The sequence below is a fragment of the Paraburkholderia xenovorans genome (assembly GCF_046030735.1).
GTDB classification, from domain to species: Bacteria; Pseudomonadota; Gammaproteobacteria; order Burkholderiales; family Burkholderiaceae; genus Paraburkholderia; species Paraburkholderia xenovorans_A.
On sequence record NZ_JAQQBV010000026.1, the window covers coordinates 53,560 to 76,551 of the forward strand.

Genomic DNA, 22,992 nt, shown 5'->3' on the forward strand with positions numbered 1-22,992 from the left:
CAGTTGAAAAACATCATCCATTTCTCGCACGCGAATGGCTTTCCGGCGTCGACATACCGGACGATTTTCGCCGAGCTATCCGACGACTACGAACTGCGCTCTATCGAGCGTATCGGCCACGACGCGCGTTACCCCGTTACGCAGGACTGGCCGCATCTGGTCGAGCAACTGGTCGACGACATCGGCCGTTCTTACGAGCAGCCGGTGTGGCTGGTGGGGCATTCGCTCGGTGGCTATCTGTCGTTGATGGCCGCATTGAAAAAGCCGCAGTGGGTGAGGGGCGTGGTGATGCTCGATTCGCCCGTGATCTCCGGCTGGCGCAGCAGCATGCTGCGCGTGTCGCAATGGACCGGGCTCGACGAACGGCTCTCGCCCGCGGCCGCCACCCGCACGCGCCGCACCCAATGGGCAAGCCGCGACGAAGCGTGGCGCCACTTTTATTCGAAGCCGGCGTTCGCGCGCTGGGACGAACGGATGCTCTCCGACTACATCGAGTTCGGCATTCCGCAAAGCTCGCCCGACGGCAGCCGCTCGCTCGCCTTCGACCGGCGCACCGAATATCAGATCTACAAGACTTTGCCGCACACGCTCGGCCCGCGCCTTGCGCGCGGCGCGCCGGTGCCGGTGGGTTTCATCGCCGGCACGCGGTCGAAGGAGGTGCGCCAGGCCGGGCTCGACGCCACCCGCCGCGCGACCGGCGGGCATGTCGAGTGGATCGAAGGCAGTCATTTGTATCCGATGGAAAAACCGCTCGAAACGGCGCGCGCGGTGCAACGGATGCTGCACGAACTGGAGCAGCGCGGCTGAAATCCCGACCGGTGCAGCGCGGGGGCAGGGGCGCTCGCCGGATTGCGCAATGCGCAAACGCGGCATACCCAAGATGCGGAATCGGGCGTATGAGCGGTGTGCGTCGATTGCCGCCGCGATGGGATCGGCGCGCGGACGTCGCTCGGATTTTTGCTGGGTTGAGGCCCTGCTTTACGGTATAATCCGTTTTTCCCGCGAGCATCCAGCGATGACCAAATATGTTTTCGTCACCGGCGGCGTAGTATCTTCCCTCGGCAAGGGTATTGCCGCCGCTTCCCTCGCCGCGATCCTCGAATCGCGCGGTCTTAAAGTCACCCTCCTCAAGCTCGATCCGTACATCAATGTCGACCCCGGCACGATGAGCCCGTTTCAACACGGCGAAGTGTTCGTGACGGAAGACGGAGCGGAGACCGACCTCGACCTCGGCCACTATGAGCGCTTCATCAGCACGAAGATGCGCAAGGCCAACAACTTCACCACAGGCCAGATTTACGAATCGGTGATCCGCAAGGAACGCCGCGGCGATTATCTCGGCAAGACGGTGCAGGTCATCCCGCACATCACGAATGAAATCCAGGCGTTCGTCGAACGCGGTGCGGCATCGGCCACGTGTGGCGAGCCGGACGTTGCGATCGTCGAAGTCGGCGGCACGGTGGGCGATATCGAGTCGCTGCCGTTCCTCGAGGCCGCGCGTCAGATGAGCCTGCGCATGGGCCGCAACAGCGCGTGCTTCGTGCACCTCACGCTGGTGCCCTGGGTCGCCACCGCCGGCGAACTCAAGACCAAGCCGACTCAACACAGCGTGCAGAAACTGCGCGAAATCGGTATTTCGCCGCACGTGCTGCTGTGCCGCGCCGATCGCCGCATTCCGGACGACGAGCGCGCGAAGATCTCGATGTTCTCGAACGTGCCCGAAGACGCGGTGATTTCCGTGTGGGACGCCGACAGCATCTACAAGATTCCGCAAATGCTGCACGACCAGGGTCTCGACGCGATCATCTGCGAAGAGTTGAAGCTCACGCCGCAGCCGGCCGATCTGTCGATGTGGTCGAACCTCGTCGACAAGCTCGAGAAGCCGCAGCACGAAGTCACGATCGGCATGGTCGGCAAGTATGTCGATCTGACCGAGTCGTACAAGTCGCTGATCGAGGCGCTGCGCCATGCGTCGATGCATACGTCGACGCGGGTCAACATCGAGTACATCGATTCGGAAGAGATCGAGACGCAAGGCGTCGAGAGCCTCAAGCATCTGGACGCGGTGCTCGTGCCGGGCGGCTTCGGCCGTCGCGGCACCGAGGGCAAGATCGCCGCGATCCGCTATGCGCGTGAAGCGAAGGTCCCGTATCTCGGCATCTGCCTCGGCATGCAACTCGCCGTGATCGAATTCGCGCGCGACGTGGTCGGCCTGAAAGACGCGAACAGCACCGAGTTCGATCAGGACACGCCGAACCGCGTGGTCGCGCTGATCACCGAGTGGTACGACCGCGAAGGCCGTGTCGAAAAGCGCACCGAGGAATCGGATCTGGGCGGCACGATGCGTCTCGGTTCGCAACGCTGTCCGATCAAACCCGGCACGATGGCCGAAGAGATCTACGGCAAGGACGTGAACGAACGCCACCGTCACCGTTATGAAGTCAATAACCGCCTCGTGCCCCAGCTCGAAGCCGGCGGCCTTATCATCAGCGCCCGTACCCCGAGTGAAGATCTGCCGGAAATGATGGAATTGCCGCGCAGCATGCACCCATGGTTCGTCGGCGTGCAGTTCCATCCGGAATTCACGTCCACGCCGCGTGACGGCCATCCGTTGTTCAAGTCGTTCGTCGAAGCCGCGCTTGCGCATCAGCAGTCGCGCGCCGCGATTGAAGTCGGGGAGAAAGCATGAAGCTGGGCGATTTCGAAATTGGGCTCGACAAGCCGTTTTTCCTGATCGCCGGCACCTGCGTCGTCGAATCCGAACAGATGACGATCGACGTGGCCGGCCGGTTGAAGGAGATCTGCGCGAAGTTGAACATTCCGTTCATCTACAAATCGTCGTATGACAAGGCCAATCGCAGCAGCGGCAAGTCGTTCCGCGGGCTGGGCATGGACGAAGGTTTGCGGATTCTGTCGGAAGTGAAGCGTCAGCTCGGTTTGCCGGTGCTGACGGATGTTCACGCCGAGCACGAGATCGAGCAGGTCGCGTCGGTGGTCGACGTGCTGCAAACGCCTGCTTTTCTGTGCCGTCAAACGGACTTCATCCATGCGTGCGCGCGTTCGGGCAAGCCGGTCAACATCAAGAAAGGCCAGTTTCTCGCGCCGCACGACATGAAGAACGTGATCGACAAGGCGCGTGACGCAGCGCGTGAAGCAGGTCTTTCCGAAGACCGCTTCATGGCGTGCGAACGCGGCGTGTCGTTCGGTTATAACAACCTCGTGTCGGACATGCGATCGCTTGCGATCATGCGCGAAACCCACGCACCGGTCGTGTTCGACGTCACCCACTCGGTGCAGTTGCCGGGCGGGCAGGGCACGAGCTCCGGCGGGCAGCGCGAATTCGTGCCGGTGCTGGCGCGTGCCGCGGTTGCCGTCGGCGTGTCGGGGCTGTTCATGGAAACCCATCCGAAGCCCGCCGAAGCGAAATCGGACGGTCCGAATGCGGTGCCGCTCAATCGCATGGCGGATCTGCTCGAAACGCTCGTCACGCTCGACCAGGCGGTGAAGCGCGCGCCGTTCCTCGAAAGCGATTTCAACTGATTCAGGCGTTCGCCGCATGTCATGATCGGCCCACATAATCGAACATGCCGGGCCTGGGTGACACGCGGCGAACGTACGTAATGGTCGTCGAACGCATCGGTGCAAAAGTTGTCAGCCGGGGAGACCGGTTTGTGCCAGATGCAGTGTCACAGTAAAGAATTCAACGTCATTTCTTGAGGAAACCATGAGTGCTATCGTAGATATCATCGGTCGAGAGATTCTCGATTCGCGAGGCAACCCCACCGTCGAATGCGACGTGCTGCTCGAGTCGGGCACGATGGGCCGCGCTGCGGTGCCGTCGGGTGCGTCGACGGGTTCGCGCGAAGCGATCGAACTGCGCGACGGCGAAGCCGGCCGTTACGGCGGCAAGGGTGTGCTGAAGGCCGTCGAGCACATCAACACCGAAATCTCCGAAGCGATCATGGGCCTCGACGCTTCCGAACAAGCCTTCCTCGACAAGACGCTGCTCGAACTCGACGGCACGGACAACAAGTCGCGCCTCGGCGCAAACGCGATGCTGGCGGTGTCGATGGCGGTGGCGAAGGCCGCCGCTGAAGAAGCCGGCCTGCCGCTGTACCGCTACTTCGGCGGCTCGGGCGCGATGCAACTCCCGGTGCCGATGATGAACATCGTCAACGGCGGCGCGCACGCGAACAACAGCCTGGACATCCAGGAATTCATGATCGTGCCGGTCAGCCAGCCGACTTTCCGCGAAGCACTGCGCTGCGGCGCGGAAGTGTTCCACGCGCTGAAGAAGATTCTGAGCGACCGCGGCATGAGCACCGCTGTGGGCGACGAAGGCGGCTTCGCGCCGAACTTCGGCAGCAACGACGAATGCCTGTCGACCATCCTGCAAGCGATCGAAAAAGCCGGCTACCGCGCTGGTGAAGACGTGCTGCTCGCGCTCGACTGCGCCGCAAGCGAGTTCTACCACGACGGCAAGTACCAGTTGGCGGGCGAAGGCCTGCAACTGTCGTCGACGGAATTCGCCGACTATCTGGCAAATCTGGCCGACAAGTTCCCGATCGTGTCGATCGAAGACGGCATGCACGAAAGCGACTGGGCCGGCTGGAAGACCCTGACCGACAAGCTCGGCAAGAAGGTCCAACTGGTGGGCGACGATCTGTTCGTCACCAACACGCGCATCCTGAAGGAAGGCATCGAGAAGGGCATCGCGAACTCGATCCTGATCAAGATCAATCAGATCGGCACGCTGACGGAAACCTTCGCGGCGATCGAAATGGCGAAGCGCGCCGGCTACACGGCCGTGATCTCGCACCGCTCGGGCGAAACCGAAGATTCGACGATCGCGGACATCGCGGTCGGCCTGAACGCCGGTCAGATCAAGACGGGCTCGCTGTCGCGCTCGGACCGCATCTCGAAGTACAACCAGTTGCTGCGCATCGAAGAAGACCTCGGTGATATCGCCAGCTATCCGGGCAAGTCGGCGTTCTACAATCTGCGCTAATGGCCCGGATGCCAGACCGACCGATGAGCCGGTTCTCCTTCGTTTCTGATTGACCCCGCCGCCCTGCGTATAGCGCAGGGCGGCGTGTATTTATTGTGCTTACTTCATGCGGCTTGTCACTGCTGTCCTGATCGTACTGCTGGCGTTGATCCAGTACCCGCTTTGGTGGGGACACGGCGGTTGGTTGCGCGTGCACGAGTTGCAACAGCAACTGGCGCAGCAACTGCAAAAGAACGCCGATTCGAAGCTGCGCAATGAACGCATTCAGGGTGAAGTGCAGGATTTGCAGAACGGCACGGCCGCGGTGGAAGAGCGCGCGCGTTACGAAATGGGCATGGTGAAGGACGGCGAAGTGTTCGTGCAATTCGTGTCGCCGAACCAGTCGCTGCCGAACGCGAATGCGAATACGCCGGCGGCCAATACGTCGACGCGCGGTGAGATTTCGGCCGCACCGCTGCATGTGGTGCCGAATCCGGAATCGCGCGCGAAGCCGGAGCGCAAGCACGGCGGCAAGGCGGCGGCGAAAGACAAGAAGGCGACGCACTGAGTAGTGCTAGACCGATTGCGGCGCAGTGGGCTGGCAGGATGAAAAAAAGCGCGGTGTGAATGAACTCACAACCGCGCTTTTTCTTTGGGGCAATGAACGGCGATAAGGGCGATAAGGGCGATAACGACGATAAAACGGTCCAGGCAATCACCCAATCCGCCCAGCGGCTACCACGCCCAATACGGGCTATATCCCACTCCGATTCCCGTACCCCAGCCGCGTCCCCAACCGCCGCCGTAATAACTGCCGTACACGCTGACAGGCACCGGCTGCGAGTAATACCGCGAGTAAGCCTGCGCGGCGTTTTCGGCGGCGATCGCCTGATTCTGCTCGGCCATCGTCTGACGATCGATCGCGTCGTAGCGGGCGCGTTCTTCAGGCGTCAGGGGTTGCGCGGTGGCTGCAATGCCGGACTGATCGGCTGGCAGACGGCTATAAATCGGCGACGGACCCGGCGGGTCCATCACGCAACCGGCCAGCACCGCGCTGCCGGCCACGACGGTCAGCACGCTCAACGTGCGCGTGCGATGCATCAACGAAATAGCCAACGAAACAGGAATGTTCATTTTCGATCTCCATCGGCCGGATGCGTCGAGCAGCATGGTGTGCTCGCTGCGCATCGCCAATGATTCAACCCACTATTCAACGTTACCGCGCAATCTCACCGCGTCACGCCACCGCGCCGCCCGGAACCGCGGTTCAGTGCCGCTGATCCGCCGCCGGCGTCACGCCTTGTGAGAGCGCGTTAGCGACGAAAAGTTGCGCCACGTCGACCGGATCGAACTCGTAGCGCTGATTGCAGTACTCGCAATGAATTTCGACATGGCCGCGCTCTTCGATCACGCTGTCCACTTCGTCGCGGCCCAGCATCTTCAGCATCGCGCCGACTTTCTCGCGCGAGCAAGAGCATTCGAAGCGCGCGGTTGCCGGCTCGAAATGCTGGACATTCTCCTGCCAGAAAAGGCGGCGGAAGATCGTTTCCGGTTCTTCCTTCAGCAATTCGTCTTGCGACATCGTGCCGCCGAGCGTGCATACGCGTTCCCACGTGTCGACGTCGAGATCGCCCGGATGCGGGACGATGCCGCCGTCGCCGGGCAGCTTTTGCAGCAGCATGCCGACCGCGCGCTCGGTGTTCGCCGCGAGCCACAGGCGCGTGTCGAGCTGCTCGGAGTGGTGCATGTAGTGTTCGAGCACTTCCGCCATCGACTTGAGCGGGCCGTCTTCACCCGACAGCGGCACGATACTTTGATAGGGCTGCTGGCCGGGCTGCTTGTCGCGCGGATCGAGCGTGATCACGCAACGGCCGTGGCCGCTCGCGTTGACGAGTTCGATCATGGTGGCCTCGTCGCCGATCGTGTTGCCGTTCTCGCCGGACAGCTTGGCGGTGGCGCGCATCGACAGATCCGAGCTGCACTGCACCACCAGCATCTTGACCGGGCCGTCGCCGAAAATCTGCATGATGAGCGTGCCGTCGAACTTGAGATTCGCCGACAGCAGCGCGCAGGCGGCCATCATCTCGCCGAGAATCGTCCGTACGGGCGCCGGATAATTCCGGCGCGTCAGCACTTCCTGCCAGGTATTGCGCAGCGAAACGATTTCGCCGCGCACCGGCGCCGTGCTGAACATGAATTTTTGCAACTGGTCGCTCACAACTTTTCCTCGGTCGAATGACGCGGCCGATGCCGCGTCTTGCGCGCCGCGCGCCCGGCTGATCAGCCGATGCGCACGAGCTGCGCCTTGAAATACTCGCGGCGTTCGGCGTAACTTGCCGTGCCGCGCTGCATGTTGGCGATATCCGTCTCGGTCAGTTCGCGCACCACTTTGGCGGGCGCGCCGAGAATCAGCGAATTATCGGGAAAAACCTTGCCTTCGGTGACGACGGCGCCCGCTCCGACCAGACAGTTGCGGCCGATCACCGCGCCATTCAAGACCACGGCCTGAATTCCGATCAGCGAGCCGGCCTTGATCGTGCAGCCGTGCAGCATCACCTGATGGCCGATCGTCACGTTCGGCTCGATGGTCAGCGGGAAGCCCGGGTCCGTGTGCAACACCGCGTTTTCCTGCACGTTGCTGCCCGCGCCGACGGTGATCGGTTCGTTGTCGCCGCGAATCGTCGCACCGAACCAGACGCTCGCGTTTTCCTCGAGCGTCACATTGCCGATGATAGTGGCCGAATCGGCGACGAACACGCTTTCATGGATGGTCGGGGCTGCTTCGCCGAGCTTGTAAATGGTCACAGTGTCTCCTGTTGGTCGGTCGCCGCGCGGCTCGGGTGCGCTGTGCACGTTGCCGGATGCGCGGCCCGGGCGGCATTCGCCCGCCGCTCCGGCGCCCTGGGCGCGCGAGATGGTCGAATCGAGTATTGTAAACGGTTGTGTGGTTGGGCCGCTCGGCATTGCCGTCGGCCTGCCAGGCGGTGTGCAGCGGGCAGTGATATAGCCTGTGCCGTGCCGTGTCGATTATGCCTTTTGCGTGTTGCGCGCTCTCTTGCCGATCTGGTTGCCATGATGTCCGTCGTTCCGTCTGATTCACTTGCGTCCTGCTCCGGAAGCCCCGTCAATCGTTCGAATTGCGCGCGTAGCGGAGCGCTTGCCGCTTTACGCGAAACCGACCCGGCGACCAAAGCGGCAGCGGCCCGCGCGCTTCACGCCGCGGTACTCGACGGGAGCATGGTCAACTACGCCGATCTGACGCTAATCGAGCCGGAAGGACTGCCAGGCCGTCCGCCGCGTCCCGAACTGGTCGATCCACGTCAGTTGAAACGCCGCAGCATGCAATCTCCACAGGGGCGCGCGGTGCTGTTGCACGCGCTCGCGCACATCGAATTCAACGCGATCAACCTCGCACTCGACGCCGTCTGGCGCTTTGCCGGCATGCCCGCGTCGTTCTATGTCGACTGGCTCAAAGTCGCCGCGGAAGAGGCGTATCACTTCTCGCTGTTGAGCGCCCGGCTCGCGGAATACGGCCACGCTTACGGCGACTTCCCGGCGCACGACGGCTTGTGGGACATGTGCGAGCGCACCGCCGGCGACGTACTCGCGCGCATGGCGCTCGTGCCGCGCACGCTCGAAGCGCGTGGTCTCGACGCGTCGCCGCCGATCCGCGCCCGCCTCCAGCAGGCGGGCGATCAGGCGTCGGCGGCGATTCTCAACGTGATCCTGCGCGACGAAATCGGTCACGTGCTGATCGGCAATCGCTGGTTTCGTCATCTGTGCGACGACAGCGCGCTCGATCCGCACGACGCCTATACACGTCTCGCCGCCCAGTATCACGCACCGAAATTGCGTGGTCCGTTCAATTTCGACGCACGCCGCGATGCCGGCTTCGACGAAGCCGAACTGGCCGCGCTGGTCGCGGCGGCGGGTCTCGATATGGCGGTCGGCCTGTCTGCTGAAGCCGATTCGGCGGCCGGAGCCGTGAGGATTGCCAAGCCGTCCGATCCGGCACAGCGAACGCAGCCGCCAACGTCGCCGCCAGCAACCGACTGAAGCCTTTCAACCGCCCGACCTCACGCGTCGGTCGGCTATCTCGTTATAATCGAACGACCATTCTTTTTTCGGGCGTCCGCTCATGAATACCTCTCTGTCTGAATTCGTCACCGTGCGCGGCGTGCGTCTGCATGTCCGTCGCTGGGGTCATCCGGATGCGCCCCAACTGTTCATGCTGCACGGCTGGATGGATGTGGCGGCGTCGTTCCAGTTCGTCGTCGATGCGTTGAGCGGCGACTGGCAGGTGATCGCGCCCGATATGCGCGGTTTCGGGCTGTCCGAATGGCCGGTGGCCGAGCGCGGCGGCGGCAATTACTGGATCCCGGACTATCTCGCCGACCTCGACGCGCTGCTCGACCACTACGCGCCGTCCGGCGAGGTCAATCTCGTCGGCCACAGCATGGGCGCGAACATCGTCAGCATTTACGCGGGCGTGCGGCCGGAGCGGGTACGGCGTGTGGTCGACCTCGAGGGCTTCGGGCTTGCGCCGTCGCATGCCGCGCAGGCGCCCGGCCGTCTGCGCAACTGGCTCGACGAATTGCGCGATCCGCCGCAACTGAAGCGCTACGCGTCGCTCGACGAGGTCGCCGGGCGTCTGATCAAGACCAATCCGCGGCTCGACCCGCAGCGCGCGCAGTTCCTCGCGCAGCATTGGTCGAAGCCGGACGGGGAAGGGCGCTTCATGTTGCTCGCCGATCCGGCGCACAAGCTGCGTGGCCCGACGCTGTATCGTCTGGACGAGGTAATGGCCGTGTGGCGTAAGGTGAGCGCGCGGGTGCTGCACGTCGAAGCCGCGAATTCGCCGACGCTCGCGCAGATCGCCGGCGAGATTCCGCTCGACGAATTCAAGGCGCGCTTCCAGGCGTTCCCGAACTGGCGCGAAAAGATCATCGACGAAGCCGGGCATATGGTTCATCACGACCAGCCCGAACAGGTCGCGGCGCTGATCGAGGCGTTCTGCGCCTGAACCCGGCGGAAGCGGTGGAAGCGGCCGAAGCGGCAGAAGCGCCTGAAACGGCCCAAAACCGCAAAAGCGGCGCCGGATCGGCCCGGCGGCAAGAGATAGGTCTGCGCCCGCTTACTGCGTTGCAGTAAAATGGGCCGCAGACCCTTTTCAAGACAACGATGAACGCCGACCTCCACTGTCATTCCACCGTTTCCGACGGCCAGTTCGCGCCGGCTGAAGTCGCGCGCCGCGCGCATGCGGGCGGCGTGACGTTGTGGGCGCTGACCGATCACGACGAACTGGGCGGCCAGCGCGAGGCGAGGGCCACCGCCGACGCGCTCGGCATGGCCTACCTGAGCGGCGTCGAGATTTCGGTCACGTGGGCATCGCGCACCGTGCATATCGTCGGGCTGGGCATCGATCCGACTTCGTCGGTGCTGATCGACGGCCTTGCGCGCACTCGCAGCGGCCGCGCGGCGCGCGCCGAAGCGATCGGCGAGCAACTGGCCACGCTTGGCGTCCCCGATGCCTATCAAGGCGCACTGAAGTACGTGTCCAACCCGGACATGATCTCGCGCACGCATTTCGCGCGGTTCATGGTCGAAAGCGGCTACGCGAGTTCCACACAAGATGTCTTCACGCGCTTTCTCGGCGACGGCAAAGCCGGCTACGTGCCGCACCGCTGGGCCAAACTCGCGGACGCGGTCGGCTGGATCCAGGCGGCGGGCGGCGAGGCGATCATTGCCCATCCGGGGCGTTACGCGTACTCGCCGCTGGAATTCGACGCGTTTTTCGCCGAATTCATCGATCTCGGCGGAAAGGCGATCGAAGTCGTCACGGGTAGCCATACGCCCGATCAGTACCGCGAATACGCGGATGTCGCGCGCCGCTTCGGCTTCGAGGCGTCGCGCGGCTCCGATTTTCATGCGCCCGGCGAAGGCCGCGTCGATCTCGGCACGCTGCCGCCCCTGCCTTCCGATCTGAAGCCCGTCTGGGAACGCTGGCTGTGAGCGCGCGCCGTGCCGCGGCGGCACGACCTGCGCGAACGCCGTGTTGCCGGATGCGCGCTGGGCATCCGGCGCTTTTCGTCGGACCCGGCGCGCCGCAGCCCGCCTTCACCTTAGCCACACGTCGCCACCGTTAGTCATCATGTCCCAATACTTTCGGCTTCATCCGGATAACCCGCAGCCGCGACTCGTCAAGCAGGCGGTGCAGATCATCAACGACGGCGGCGTGGTCGCGTTGCCGACCGATTCGAGCTACGCGCTCGCGTGTCATCTCGACGACAAGGATGCGGTCGAACGTCTGCGGCGGATTCGCGGCCTCGACGAGAAGCAGTTGCTGTCGCTGCTGGTGCGCGACCTGTCGGAGCTCGCCAATTTCGCGATGGTCGATAACCGGCAGTACCGGCTGATCCGATCGGTCACGCCGGGCCCGTACGTATTCGTGTTGCAGGCCACCAAGGAAGTGCCGCGGCGCCTGTCGCATCCGTCGCGCAAGACGATCGGCCTGCGGGTGCCGGAGCACGCGATCACGCTCGCGATTCTCGAGGAACTCGGCCAGCCGCTGCTCGGCTCGACGCTGATCATGCCGGGCGAGACGCAGCCGCTGAACGACCCGGAGGAAATCCGCGCGCGACTCGAAAAGCAACTGGATCTGGTGATCGATGGCGGCCCGTGCGTGTGCGAACCGTCGACGGTGATCGATCTGACCGGGCCCGAACCCGTGCTGGTGCGCCCGGGCCGCGGCTCGCTCGCGCCGTTCGGTCTCGAAGAAACGGCATGAGCGAAAGCGGACAAACGCACGCAACCGCGTTGTTACAATAGCGAGTTATGGATTCTTCCCTGATACAGACCATTGCGGTCTATGCATTGCCGGTCATTTTCGCGATCACGCTGCACGAGGCGGCGCACGGCTACGTCGCGCGCTGGCTCGGCGATAGCACTGCTTACGTGCTCGGCCGCGTCTCCGTCAATCCGATGCGGCACATCGATCCACTCGGCACGATCGCGATTCCGTTGCTGCTCTATTTCGCGACCAGCGGCGCCTTCATGTTCGGTTATGCGAAGCCGGTGCCGGTCGCCTTCGGCAACCTGCGCAATCCGCGCTGGGGTAGTCTCTGGGTGGCGGCGGCCGGACCGGCCTGCAATTTCGTGCAGGCGCTGATCTGGGGCCTGTTCGGTGTCGCGCTCGCGGTGCTGGCCGTCGAGGAACCGTTCTTCACGCGGATGGCAGCGGCGGGTGTCGGCGTGAACCTCGTGCTCGGCGTGCTGAACCTGTTTCCGCTGCCGCCGCTCGACGGCGGCCGCGTGCTGATGGCGCTGTTGCCGCCGCGGCAGGCGATCGCGCTGTCGCGCCTCGAACCGTACGGCTTTTTCATCGTGATGGCACTCGTGATGACGGGCACGCTCACGCGTTACTGGCTGAACCCGCTGGTCACGCTCGGCTACGGCGCGATCACTGCAATTCTGACTCCACTTGTTTCGCTTTTCTAAATAACCATGTTCCCAGACCGTATCTTCTCCGGCATGCGGCCCACCGGGTCGCTGCACCTCGGCCACTATCACGGCGTGCTGAAAAACTGGGTGCGGCTGCAGTCCGAATACCCGTGCTTCTTCTGTGTGGTCGACTGGCACGCGCTGACCACGCACTACGAAACGCCCGAAGTGATCGAAAAGAACGTCTGGGACGTGCTGGTCGACTGGCTCGCGTCCGGCATCGATCCGGCTCAGGCCACGCTGTTCATCCAGAGCAAGGTGCCCGAGCATGCGGAGCTCGCGCTGCTGCTCGGCATGAGCACGCCGCTCGGCTGGCTCGAACGCGTGCCGACCTACAAGGAACAGCAGGAGAAGCTGAAGGACAAGGATCTGTCCACGTACGGCTTTCTCGGCTATCCGGTGCTGATGGCGGCGGACATTCTGCTGTATCGCGGCTCGCTCGTGCCGGTCGGCGAAGACCAGGTGCCGCACGTCGAAATGACGCGTGAAATCGCGCGCCGTTTCAACTACCTTTACGGCCGCGAACCGGGCTTCGAACAGAAGGCGAACGAAGCCGCGAAGAAGCTCGGCGGCAAGCGCGCGAAGCTCTATCACGAGCTGCGCAACGCTTACCAGCAGGAAGGCAACGACGAAGCGCTCGAGCAGGCGCGGGCGATGTTGCAGGAATCGCAGAGCTTGTCGATGAGCGATCGCGAGCGTCTGTTCGGTTACCTCGAAGGGTCGCGCAAGATCATTCTGGTCGAGCCGCAGGCCATGCTGACCGAAGCGTCGCGCATGCCGGGGCTGGACGGCCAGAAGATGTCGAAGTCGTACGGCAACACGATCGGCTTGCGTGAAGACGCGGAAACGATCACGAAGAAAGTCCGCACGATGCCGACCGATCCCGCGCGCGTGCGCCGCACCGATCCGGGCGATCCGGACAAGTGCCCGGTGTGGCAACTGCACCAGGTCTACACGGACGAAGCCACGCACGAGTGGGTGCAGAAGGGCTGCCGGACCGCGGGGATCGGTTGCCTCGACTGCAAGCAGCCGGTGATCGAAGGCATTCTGCGCGAGCAGCAGCCGATGCTCGAACGTGCGCAGAAGTACATGGACGATCCGTCGCTGCTGCGCGCGATCGTCGCCGACGGTTGCGACAAGGCCCGCAAGTACGCGACGGAAACGATGCGCGACGTGCGCGAGGCAATGGGTCTGTCGTACAACTGAGCGTCTGGAGCGATCCGATGAGTGCGCCTGCCGACACCGTATCTGCTTTGCCGCACGACGGCCCGCATGGCGGCCCGTCCGCTGGCGAGCCGTCGCGCTGGGTGCGCCATTGGGCGCATCTGGTCGTGGCGGGCGGCGCGGTGCTGGACGTCGCGTCGGGAGCGGGGCGGCACGCGCGCTTTTTCGCGTCGCTGGGTCATCCGGTGACCGCGCTGGACCGCAACGCGGCCGCGCTCGAAACGCTGCGCGCCGAACCGCTCGTCACCACGATCACGGCCGATATCGAAGGCGCCGCGTGGCCGTTGGCTGCCGGCGCGAAGTTCGCTGCGGTCGTGGTCACGCACTATCTGCACCGGCCGCTTTTCCCGCAACTTCTGGCATCGCTCGCGCCCGGCGGCGTACTGGTTTACGAGACCTTCGCGCAAGGCAACGAAAGCGTCGGCAAACCGTCCAATCCGGCGTTCCTGCTCGCGCCCGGCGAGCTGCTCGAGGTCGTGCGCGGGCGTCTGCGGGTGGTCGCATTTCAGGACGGTTTTCTCGCGCAGCCGCGTCCGGCTTATGTTCAGCGGATCTGCGCAATTCTGGAGGCGGAGCGCCCGGCCGGCACCGCGCAGGCGGCACCCCCGCCTTCTTACGAGCTGGCTGGCTAATCCGCTACAATCGCGGTTTACCTGATCAAATTCATGGCGTTTCATGACTAACGGCACCCAAAGCGGCACCCAGAGCGGCAACAGCACAAGCGGCGTTCAGATTCGCGGCAGCATTCCTGCCATCATCACCCCGATGCTCGAAGACGGCAGCCTCGATCTGCCGGCGTTTCGCGCGCTGATCGACTGGCACATCGCCGAGGGCACGAACGCGCTGGTCGTGGTCGGCACGAGCGGCGAATCGGCCACGTTGTCGGTGGACGAACACGTGCTGATGGTCAAGACCGCGGTCGAGCACACGGCGGGCCGGATTCCGGTGATCGCCGGCTCGGGCGGCAATTCCACCACCGAAGCGATCGAACTCACGCAGCAGGCCAAAGACGTCGGCGCGGATGCCACGCTCCAGGTCGTGCCGTACTACAACAAGCCGACTCAGGAAGGCATCTATCGCCACTTCGCGAAGATCGCCGAAACCGTCGACTTGCCGGTGATTCTGTACAACGTGCCCGGCCGCACCGTTGCCGACATGAGCAACGAAACGATCCTGCGTTGCGCGCAGGTGCCGGGCATCATCGGCGTGAAGGAAGCGACCGGCAACATCGACCGCGCCGCGCACCTGATCAAGTCGGCGCCCGCGCATTTCGGCATCTACAGCGGCGACGATCCCACCGCGATTGCATTGATGCTGCTGGGCGGTCACGGCAATATTTCGGTCACCGCGAACGTCGCGCCGCGCGCGATGAGCGAGCTGTGCAAGGCCGCGCTCGCCGCGGACGCAAAGACTGCCCGTGAAATTCATTTGAAACTCCTGTCGCTGCATAAGAACCTGTTCATCGAATCGAATCCGATTCCGGCGAAATGGGCGTTGCAGCAACTGGGTCGTGTGCAGGGCGGAATCCGCCTGCCGCTCACGCCGCTCGACGCGCAATACCACGAAGTGGTGCGTGCCGCGCTGCGCGAAGCGGGCCTGCTGGGTTAAGCGGACTTAGTCGCCACCTCAGCGCTCAGTAAAGAAAGCCTGCCACCGGCACTCCCTTAACCGACGTCGATCCAGCCCACGTTCCCGGCACACAGAACCAGGCACCGCGTTCCAGCATCACGAAGGACCTCATGAAACGTTCCGCACTTTCCCTCCACGCAACCCGCATGGCGGCGCTGGCGCTTGCCCTCACGACGCTCGCCGGCTGTGACACGCTGAACGACTGGTTTGCTTCCGACCGCGTCAACTACAAGGGCGCTGCCAGTGCACCGCCGCTCGCCGTTCCGGGCGATCTGAGCACCACGCCGACCGATGGGCGTTACGTGGCGCCGCCGGCCAATCTGGCGCTGGGCGGCTCGCCGAAGCGCGCGGTCACCGCCGCGGGCAACAGCACCGAAGGCCAGCCGAATGCGCAGGACCCGTTCGGCATGCACATCGAACGCGATGGCGATCGCCGCTGGCTGGTGGTCGACGGCCGCACGCCGGAACAACTGTGGCCGCAGTTGCAGGAGTTCTGGCAGGAAAGCGGCTTCGCGCTGAAAACAGACGCGCCGGCCACCGGCATCATGACCACCGACTGGGCTGAAAACCGCGCGAACATTCCGGACGACTGGTTCCGCCGCACGGTCGGCAAGGTCATCGATTTCGCGTACTCGTCGGGCACGCGCGACAGCTTCCGCACGCTCGTGTCGCGTGGGCCGTCGGACACCACGGATATCTCGATCACGCACAGCGCGATGGAAGAAATCCTGACCGGCCAGGACAAGACATCGTCGCGCTGGGAAGAGCGTCCGCGCGATCCGGCGCTCGAAGCGCTGTTCCTGACCAAGCTGATGCAGAAGTTCGGTCTGACCGAAGCGCAGTCGAAGCAATTGCTGACGGATGCGCACGCCGCTACCGCGCCGGCCACGATCGATCAGAACGCGGGCGCCTCGACGCTGGATCTGCCGGAATCGTTCGACCGCGCGTGGCTGCGCGTCGGTCTCGCGCTCGACCGCACGAACTTCACCGTCGACAACCGCGATCGCGCGAAGGGCATCTACTACGTGCGTTATGCCGACTCGATGCAGGAACTGAAGAAAGAAGGCCTGTTCGGCAAGCTGTTCTACAGCGGCAATTCGGCGAAGAAACCGGGTCAGGAATTCCTCGTCAATGTTCGCTCGAAGGGCGATGCGGCGACTCAGGTCGCGGTGCTGGACGCGAGCGGGCAGTTGGATAACTCGTCCGACGCGCAGCGCATCGTGACGCTGCTGCACGCGCAACTGAACTAGGCGGCTGTGCGCTTCGCCAGTCTCGGCAGCGGCAGTGAAGGCAATGCGTTACTGGTGGAAGCGCATAGCGGCGCGACCACCACGCGCATCCTGCTCGATTGCGGCTTTTCGGCCAAGGAAGTCGAGCGGCGCCTCGCGCGGCTCGATGCGAGCGTCGAAGGTCTCGATGCGATCCTGATCACGCACGAACATAGTGACCATATCGGCAGCGCGTTGACCCTGGCGCGCAAATGGTCGATTCCGCTGTACATGAGTTGGGGCACCGCCCGCGCGGTGGGCGCCGACGAAGCCGACGTCGACCTGCAGGTGCTGTGGGGCGATGAGCCGGTGGCGATCGGCGACCTCAGCATCCTCCCTTATACCGTTCCTCACGACGCCCGCGAGCCGCTGCAATACGTGCTTTCCAATGGCGCGAGCCGGCTCGGCGTGCTGACTGACGTCGGAACGTCGACACCGCATATCAGCGCCGTGCTGAGCGGTTGCGACGCGCTGGTGCTCGAATGCAATCACGACGTGCGGATGCTGGCGGGCAGCCGCTATCCGCAATCGTTGAAGGCGCGCATCGGTGGCAATCACGGGCATCTGAACAATGAGGCGGCGGCCGAGATTCTGGCCTCGCTCGATCGCTCGCGCTTGCGCCACCTCGTGGCCGCGCATCTGAGCCAGCAGAACAATTCGCCGGAACTTGCGCGCGCTGCGATGGCCGGCGTGCTCGGTGCGGCACCCACGGAGGTGGTGGTGGCGTCGCAAGACGAGGGATTTGCGTGGCTGAGCTTGTGATGTGCCGCTGACGGGTCGCATATCGCTGCATCCGCTAGTAGCGGCGCCACAATAAAAAACGCCCGTGACGATTGCTCGTCACGGGCGTTTTTTCAGGAGGGCGGTTTTACTGCCGCGCCTCGCTCAACTTAATTGCGGTTGCCGCCGAAGATACCGAGCAGCGCAAGCAAATTGACGAACACGTTGTACAGATCCAGATAGATCGCGAGCGTGGCGGTGATGTAGTTCGTTTCACCGCCGTTCACGACGCGCTGGACGTCGAACAGCATGTAGGCCGAGAAGATCACGATGGCGAGTACCGACACCGTCAACATCAGCGCCGGCAGGTGCAGGAACACATTCGCGACCGATGCCAGCAGCAGCACGATCACGCCCATGAACAGCCACTTGCCGAGACCCGAGAAGTCGCGCTTGCTGACCGTGGCGATCGTTGCCATCGACGCGAAGATCACGCCAGTGCCACCGAAGGCGAGCATGATCAGCGATGGGCCGTTCGAAAAACCGAGCACGAAGCTCAGGATGCGCGACAGCATCAGGCCCATGAAGAACGTGAAGCCGAGCAGCACGAACACGCCAGCTGCGCTGTCTTTGGTTTTCTGGATCGCGAACATGAAGCCGAAGGCGATCGCGAAGAACGCCAGCATGCTCATGGCCGGACTGGTGGCGGCGAACAGCGAAAAACCCGTAGCCAGGCCCACCCATGCGCCCAGCACTGTCGGAATCATCGACAGCGCGAGCAGCCAGTAGGTGTTCCGTAGCACGCGGTTACGCGTTTCGACCGTGCTGACCGCGCCATTGCGGCCAAAGCTATACGGATGATCGTTCATGGTCTCTCCTTACGTCAGAAGCGTGTTGCGTGGTTGTGCAGCGCCGGCCGGGATTTTTGCCGCCAGTCGCGTTGCTGCTGTCCCTAAGATTGGCGCGGTGGCGGGGAGTTTCAATGCTCCAGAAACATCCACTCGGCCTACGCTACCAGCAATCGGGAACTCCTGCTTGGAGTCTTTCAATGCTGTAAGGGTTCAATCACAATCATACACGGGAACATGCTACAATAGCGGATTCATTTGAATCTGTAACCTCTTAATTTTTTGGAGTTTTTATGGCAATCGAACGCACCCTGTCGATTATCAAGCCGGACGCAGTGGCCAAGAACGTGATCGGTCAGATCTACACCCGCTTCGAAAACGCAGGCCTGAAGATCGTTGCCTCGCGCATGGTTCACCTGTCGCGCGCAGACGCAGAGAAATTCTACGCAGTGCACGCCGCTCGTCCGTTCTTCAAGGACCTCGTGGATTTCATGATCTCGGGCCCGGTGGTCGTGCAAGCGCTGGAAGGCGAAAACGCAATCCTGAAGCATCGCGAACTGATGGGTGCAACGGATCCGAAGAAGGCCGAGAAGGGCACGATTCGCGCTGACTTCGCAGACAGCATCGACGCTAACGCAGTGCACGGTTCGGACGCAGCGGAAACGGCAGCTGTTGAAATCGCGTTCTTCTTCCCGCAAGTGAACGTTTACTCGCGTTAAGTTGTTGGTGTCGGGCGGGCGATTCGTCGGCAATCTCCGGATTGGTCACGCGAATCCGCCCGGTTACGCCGGCAAAGTAGTAAGGTAAAAGCAGCAGGAATGGGCGCGAACGGCATTGCGTTCATGCAGCTTGTTGCATGAATGTAGTCTCGCACTGAAATGGCAGGATTCGATATGACGAGCAGTCCCACCGTCAACCTTCTCGACCTCGACGCCCAAGGGCTCGTCGCTTATTGCGACAGCCTGGGCGAGAAGCCGTTTCGCGCCAAGCAATTGCAGCGCTGGATTCACCAGTACAACGCTGCCGACTTCGACGGCATGACCGATCTCGCGAAGTCTTTGCGCGAAAAGCTCAAAGGTCGCGCAACCATCGCGATGCCCGGCATCGTCAGCGACCATATTTCGACCGACGGCACACGCAAGTGGCTGATCGACGTCGGCAACAGCAACGCAGTCGAAACCGTCTATATCCCCGAAGAAACGCGTGGCACGCTGTGCGTGTCGTCGCAGGCCGGGTGCGCGGTGAACTGCCGTTTCTGTTCGACCGGCAAACAGGGCTTCTCCCGCAATCTCAGCACCGGCGAAATCATCGGCCAGCTGCGCATGGCCGAGTTCGCGCTGCGCGCGACGCGCGGCACGGACGGCGGCCGCGCCACCGGCGGCGACGGCAAGGGGGAGCGCGTCGTCACCAACGTCGTGATGATGGGCATGGGCGAGCCGCTGCTGAATTACGACGCGGTAGTGCCCGCCATGCGCCTGATGCTCGACGACAATGCTTACGGTCTGTCGCGTCGGCGCGTCACGTTGTCCACCTCGGGCGTGGTGCCGATGATGGACCGGCTCGGCGCCGATCTGCCAGTGGCGCTCGCGGTTTCGCTGCATGCGCCGAGCGATCCGCTGCGCGACATGCTGGTGCCGCTGAACAAGAAGTACCCGCTGCGCGAATTGATGGCCGCTTGTCAGCGCTATCTGAAAGTCGCGCCGCGCGATTTCATTACCTTCGAATATTGCATGCTCGACGGCGTGAACGACAGCGAAGCGCAAGCGCGCGAATTGCTGGCTGTCACGCGCGACGTACCGTGCAAGTTCAACCTGATTCCGTTCAATCCGTTCCCCGAATCCGGGCTGTTGCGCTCGAAGCCGGAACAGATCAAACGGTTTGCACAAGTGTTGATGGACGCGGGCGTCGTCACCACGGTGCGCAAGACTCGCGGCGATGATATCGACGCTGCCTGCGGTCAGTTGGCCGGTGCGGTGCAAGACCGCACGCGCCTTGCTGAGCGCACCGGGAAGGCAGCGAAAATTATCGAGGTTCGTGCCGTGTAAGCGCGCGAAAACGGGGCGCTAACGTGTTCGGCTCAGTTCGCGCGAACATGCGAAAACGCTCCCGCTCGGCGGCAATTGAAAAGAAAGTTTGCAGAAGCGATCGGAAGCGGCACACAAGGCCGCGCATTTTGTTATAAACGGTCTGCGATTCGGGCATGGGGCTGTGGTCTCGCCGGTCGCACGAGTGAAAAAGAATCGACGCGAAAAGGATTTGGGATGAGTGAGCCGCAGCACCCGCAGCCGCAGGACACAGACGCAAACGAAGGCCATCCGGCGCCGGTCGCCCGGGCGGCTGTGCAGCCTGTCGTGCAGTCCGGCTTGACGGGTTTGGACTCCCTGGCAGCGGTGGGCGCGCGCTTGACTCAATTGCGTGAATCGAAGAACTGGACGATCGACGACGTCTCGGCGCGTCTGAAGGTGTCCGCGACCAAGTTGCGTGCGCTCGAATCGGGCGATCTCACCCATTTGCCGGACACCACGTTCGCGTTGGGCGTCGTGCGCAGCTACGCGAAGATGCTCGGCGCCGATCCCACGCCGTTCACGCAGGCTTTGCGCCGCGAAAAGGGCGTGCCGGCGCCCGATTTGTCGATGCCGGCGTCATCAGGTAAAGATTTGCCGCGCGGCAAGGTGTCGTTGTCGCTCGGCGGTAGCGGGCAGAAGAGCCGCTCGTGGTTGTGGGGCGTCGCTGCGGTGATCGTCGCAGTGATCGCGCTCGGCATGTGGCATACCAACGGCGGCGAGTCGTCGGCCTGGCTGGCGCGGCTTAAGGCTAGCGCCGGCGGTGCGACGGGTGGCGCGACCGACGCATCGGGCGCGGTGGCGGCGGCCCCGGCGGCAGGGTCCGAAACAATGGCGGAAGATGCAGCGTCCGCGCCGGACACACAGGCTGCGGCGGATAATGCGGCGTCGGCCACGCCGATGCCGGCGCCGCTCGCAACCGGCACGGCATCGGCGCCGGCAGTGACTGCCATGGCTCCGGCCGCGGTACCGGCTGCGCCGAAGGCCGGCTCGCAGGCGCAGGCCGTGGCGGCTCCGGCCGCCAGCGCGCCGGCAGTCGTGGCGAGCGCCTCGGCACCTGCTGCGGGTGAAGCGATCGTCGCGCTGAGCGTGACGCAGGACAGTTGGTTCAGCGTGCGTGGCAGGGATGGCAAGGAGGTGTTCTCCGGCCTCGTGCACGCGGGCGATACGAAGGAAGTGACGGGCGTGGCGCCGTTCAAGGTCACGGTCGGCAACAAGGCCGGTCTCGAGTCGCTTACGCTCGACGGTCAACCGGTCGATCCGGCGAAATATTCGGCAGCCAAGGGCAATGTGGCGCGCTTCGCGCTGCCTTGACATGGTGTGCGTCGCAGCCGGAAGGTTGCGGCGCTTTTTCAATTCAGGCGCTACGTCTTTGTTTAGCGCATGCGGCGTAAATGGGTTTTTCGATGCAATCCGAAGCGCAATCCCAATCCAGTAGCAAGATCGTTTCGAACGAACCGGTGTTCGGCGGCCACGCGGCGCGGCGCAAGTCGCACGCGGTCGATATCCGCTGGGGCGGTCAGCTTGTGACCGTCGGCGGCGACGCGCCGGTGCGCGTTCAGTCGATGACCAACACCGATACCGCGGACGCGATCGGCACCGCCATCCAGATCAAGGAGCTCGCGCAAGCCGGCTCGGAACTGGTGCGCATTACCGTGAACACGCCGGAAGCGGCGGCGGCCGTGCCGGCCGTGCGCGAGCAGCTCGATCGCATGGGCGTGTCGGTGCCGCTGGTCGGCGATTTTCACTACAACGGCCATCTGTTGCTGCGCGATTACCCCGCGTGCGCCGAATCGCTGTCGAAGTATCGGATCAATCCGGGCAACGTCGGCCACGGCGCGAAGCGCGACACGCAATTCGCGCAGATGATCGAAACCGCCGCGAAGTACGACAAGCCGGTGCGGATCGGCGTCAACTGGGGCAGTCTCGACCAGGATCTGCTCGCGAAGATGATGGACGAAAACGCCGCGCGCGCCACGCCGTGGGAAGCGCAAAGCGTGATGTACGAAGCGCTGATCCAGTCGGCGATCGGCTCGGCGGAACGCGCGGTCGAACTCGGCCTTCCCCGCAACAAGATCATCCTGTCGTGCAAGGTCAGCGGCGTGCAGGATCTGATCGCGGTTTATCGCGAGCTCGCGCGCCGTTGCGAATTCGCGCTGCATCTGGGTCTCACCGAAGCGGGTATGGGATCGAAGGGCATCGTCGCGTCCACGGCGGCGCTTTCGGTGCTGCTGCAGCAGGGCATCGGCGACACGATCCGTATTTCGCTGACGCCGGAACCCGGCGGCCCGCGTACCGGCGAAGTGATCGTCGGTCAGGAAATCCTGCAGACCATGGGCCTGCGTTCGTTCACGCCGATGGTGATCGCGTGCCCCGGCTGCGGTCGTACCACCAGCACGCTGTTCCAGGAACTGGCGTCGCAAATCCAGACTTATTTGCGCACGCAGATGCCCGTGTGGCGCGATCAGTATCCTGGCGTCGAGAAGATGCACGTCGCGGTAATGGGCTGCATTGTCAACGGTCCGGGCGAATCGAAGCAGGCGAATATCGGCATCAGCTTGCCGGGTTCGGGTGAGAACCCGGCCGCGCCGGTGTTCATCGACGGCGAAAAGGTCAAGACGCTGCGCGGCGACAATATCGCGCAAGAATTCCAGCAAATCGTGAGTGATTACGTCGAGCGCAGCTACGGTCGCGGTAAGGCCGGCAGCGACGCGAGCCACGCCGAAGCACTCAACTAAACCGTCAATCGAAGA

22 protein-coding genes and 1 pseudogene are annotated in these 22,992 nt (G+C 63.5%); 19 read left to right on the forward strand and 4 right to left on the reverse strand.

Annotation, left to right across the window (positions count from 1 at the left end; all coding sequences use genetic code 11):
- Positions 1–3: 3 nt before the first annotated feature.
- From PQQ51_RS23770 to ftsB, 5 genes are all read left to right on the forward strand, one after another.
- The gene (locus PQQ51_RS23770; protein WP_408499307.1) at positions 4–807 is read left to right on the forward strand and encodes an alpha/beta fold hydrolase; all 804 of its coding nucleotides are present in this window, start codon (positions 4–6) and stop codon (positions 805–807) included.
- 208 nt (positions 808–1,015) lie between these two features.
- The gene (gene pyrG / locus PQQ51_RS23775; RefSeq protein ID WP_408499308.1) at positions 1,016–2,689 is read left to right on the forward strand and encodes a CTP synthase; all 1,674 of its coding nucleotides are present in this window, start codon (positions 1,016–1,018) and stop codon (positions 2,687–2,689) included.
- The gene (gene kdsA, locus PQQ51_RS23780; RefSeq protein ID WP_408499309.1) at positions 2,686–3,540 is read left to right on the forward strand and encodes a 3-deoxy-8-phosphooctulonate synthase; all 855 of its coding nucleotides are present in this window, start codon (positions 2,686–2,688) and stop codon (positions 3,538–3,540) included. The genes pyrG and kdsA overlap by 4 nt, the downstream gene beginning before the upstream one ends.
- 184 nt (positions 3,541–3,724) lie before the next feature.
- Positions 3,725–5,008, forward strand: a complete 1,284-nt coding sequence (gene eno / locus PQQ51_RS23785) for a phosphopyruvate hydratase (RefSeq protein WP_042322785.1) — start codon at positions 3,725–3,727, stop codon at positions 5,006–5,008.
- A 106-nt stretch (positions 5,009–5,114) separates the two neighbouring features.
- Positions 5,115–5,555, forward strand: coding sequence for a cell division protein FtsB (gene ftsB / locus PQQ51_RS23790; RefSeq protein WP_408499310.1), 441 nt, complete (start codon positions 5,115–5,117; stop codon positions 5,553–5,555).
- 167 nt (positions 5,556–5,722) lie between these two features.
- Here the strand turns inward: ftsB and PQQ51_RS23795 are convergent, their stop codons facing one another.
- The 3 genes from PQQ51_RS23795 to PQQ51_RS23805 all read right to left on the reverse strand — a co-directional run bounded on the left by PQQ51_RS23795 (position 5,723) and on the right by PQQ51_RS23805 (position 7,792).
- Entirely contained in the window at positions 5,723–6,121 is a 399-nt protein-coding gene (locus tag PQQ51_RS23795) for a hypothetical protein (protein ID WP_408499311.1), read from the reverse strand.
- Between the two features lie 133 nt (positions 6,122–6,254).
- Positions 6,255–7,205 (reverse strand): Hsp33 family molecular chaperone HslO, encoded by a 951-nt coding sequence (gene hslO, locus PQQ51_RS23800; protein ID WP_408499312.1) that lies wholly within the window; start codon positions 7,203–7,205, stop codon positions 6,255–6,257.
- Between the two features lie 62 nt (positions 7,206–7,267).
- On the reverse strand, positions 7,268–7,792 hold the full coding sequence (locus PQQ51_RS23805; protein WP_408499313.1) for a gamma carbonic anhydrase family protein: 525 nt from the start codon (positions 7,790–7,792) through the stop codon (positions 7,268–7,270).
- A 270-nt stretch (positions 7,793–8,062) separates the two neighbouring features.
- On the opposite strand from PQQ51_RS23805, the pseudogene PQQ51_RS23810 reads away from it, so the two are divergent.
- From PQQ51_RS23810 to PQQ51_RS23855, 10 genes and pseudogenes are all read left to right on the forward strand, one after another.
- Positions 8,063–8,926 (forward strand): annotated as a pseudogene (locus PQQ51_RS23810) (ferritin-like domain-containing protein); the annotation flags it as partial.
- A gap of 199 nt (positions 8,927–9,125) precedes the next feature.
- On the forward strand, positions 9,126–10,010 hold the full coding sequence (locus tag PQQ51_RS23815; protein ID WP_408499314.1) for an alpha/beta fold hydrolase: 885 nt from the start codon (positions 9,126–9,128) through the stop codon (positions 10,008–10,010).
- Positions 10,011–10,168: 158 nt separating this feature from the next.
- Entirely contained in the window at positions 10,169–10,999 is an 831-nt protein-coding gene (locus tag PQQ51_RS23820) for a 3',5'-nucleoside bisphosphate phosphatase (protein WP_408499315.1), read from the forward strand.
- Positions 11,000–11,138: 139 nt separating this feature from the next.
- Positions 11,139–11,774 carry an L-threonylcarbamoyladenylate synthase gene (locus tag PQQ51_RS23825; RefSeq protein WP_408499316.1) on the forward strand — a complete coding sequence of 212 codons (636 nt, stop codon included), beginning with the start codon at positions 11,139–11,141 and terminating at the stop codon, positions 11,772–11,774.
- A 47-nt stretch (positions 11,775–11,821) separates the two neighbouring features.
- Positions 11,822–12,484: a site-2 protease family protein gene (locus PQQ51_RS23830; RefSeq protein WP_408499317.1), complete on the forward strand. Its 663-nt coding sequence runs from the start codon at positions 11,822–11,824 to the stop codon at positions 12,482–12,484.
- A 6-nt stretch (positions 12,485–12,490) separates the two neighbouring features.
- Positions 12,491–13,693: a tryptophan--tRNA ligase gene (locus tag PQQ51_RS23835; protein WP_408499318.1), complete on the forward strand. Its 1,203-nt coding sequence runs from the start codon at positions 12,491–12,493 to the stop codon at positions 13,691–13,693.
- A gap of 17 nt (positions 13,694–13,710) precedes the next feature.
- Positions 13,711–14,343, forward strand: a complete 633-nt coding sequence (locus tag PQQ51_RS23840) for a class I SAM-dependent methyltransferase (RefSeq protein ID WP_408499319.1) — start codon at positions 13,711–13,713, stop codon at positions 14,341–14,343.
- Positions 14,344–14,386: 43 nt separating this feature from the next.
- On the forward strand, positions 14,387–15,319 hold the full coding sequence (dapA, locus tag PQQ51_RS23845; RefSeq protein WP_408499320.1) for a 4-hydroxy-tetrahydrodipicolinate synthase: 933 nt from the start codon (positions 14,387–14,389) through the stop codon (positions 15,317–15,319).
- A gap of 131 nt (positions 15,320–15,450) precedes the next feature.
- Positions 15,451–16,590, forward strand: coding sequence for an outer membrane protein assembly factor BamC (locus PQQ51_RS23850; protein ID WP_408499321.1), 1,140 nt, complete (start codon positions 15,451–15,453; stop codon positions 16,588–16,590).
- A 6-nt stretch (positions 16,591–16,596) separates the two neighbouring features.
- Entirely contained in the window at positions 16,597–17,370 is a 774-nt protein-coding gene (locus PQQ51_RS23855) for an MBL fold metallo-hydrolase (RefSeq protein ID WP_408499322.1), read from the forward strand.
- Between the two features lie 128 nt (positions 17,371–17,498).
- Here the strand turns inward: PQQ51_RS23855 and PQQ51_RS23860 are convergent, their stop codons facing one another.
- Positions 17,499–18,197: a Bax inhibitor-1/YccA family protein gene (locus PQQ51_RS23860; protein ID WP_007181342.1), complete on the reverse strand. Its 699-nt coding sequence runs from the start codon at positions 18,195–18,197 to the stop codon at positions 17,499–17,501.
- Positions 18,198–18,469: 272 nt separating this feature from the next.
- Here PQQ51_RS23860 and ndk point away from each other — a divergent pair, with 272 nt between their 5' ends.
- From ndk to ispG, 4 genes are all read left to right on the forward strand, one after another.
- Positions 18,470–18,895, forward strand: coding sequence for a nucleoside-diphosphate kinase (gene ndk / locus PQQ51_RS23865; protein ID WP_408499323.1), 426 nt, complete (start codon positions 18,470–18,472; stop codon positions 18,893–18,895).
- A gap of 174 nt (positions 18,896–19,069) precedes the next feature.
- The gene (gene rlmN / locus PQQ51_RS23870) at positions 19,070–20,221 is read left to right on the forward strand and encodes a dual-specificity RNA methyltransferase RlmN (RefSeq protein ID WP_408499324.1); all 1,152 of its coding nucleotides are present in this window, start codon (positions 19,070–19,072) and stop codon (positions 20,219–20,221) included.
- Positions 20,222–20,437: 216 nt separating this feature from the next.
- Complete coding sequence (locus tag PQQ51_RS23875; RefSeq protein WP_408499325.1) at positions 20,438–21,553, forward strand: helix-turn-helix domain-containing protein; 1,116 nt, start codon at positions 20,438–20,440, stop codon at positions 21,551–21,553.
- A gap of 80 nt (positions 21,554–21,633) precedes the next feature.
- The gene (gene ispG, locus PQQ51_RS23880; RefSeq protein WP_408499326.1) at positions 21,634–22,977 is read left to right on the forward strand and encodes a flavodoxin-dependent (E)-4-hydroxy-3-methylbut-2-enyl-diphosphate synthase; all 1,344 of its coding nucleotides are present in this window, start codon (positions 21,634–21,636) and stop codon (positions 22,975–22,977) included.
- Positions 22,978–22,992: the final 15 nt, after the last annotated feature.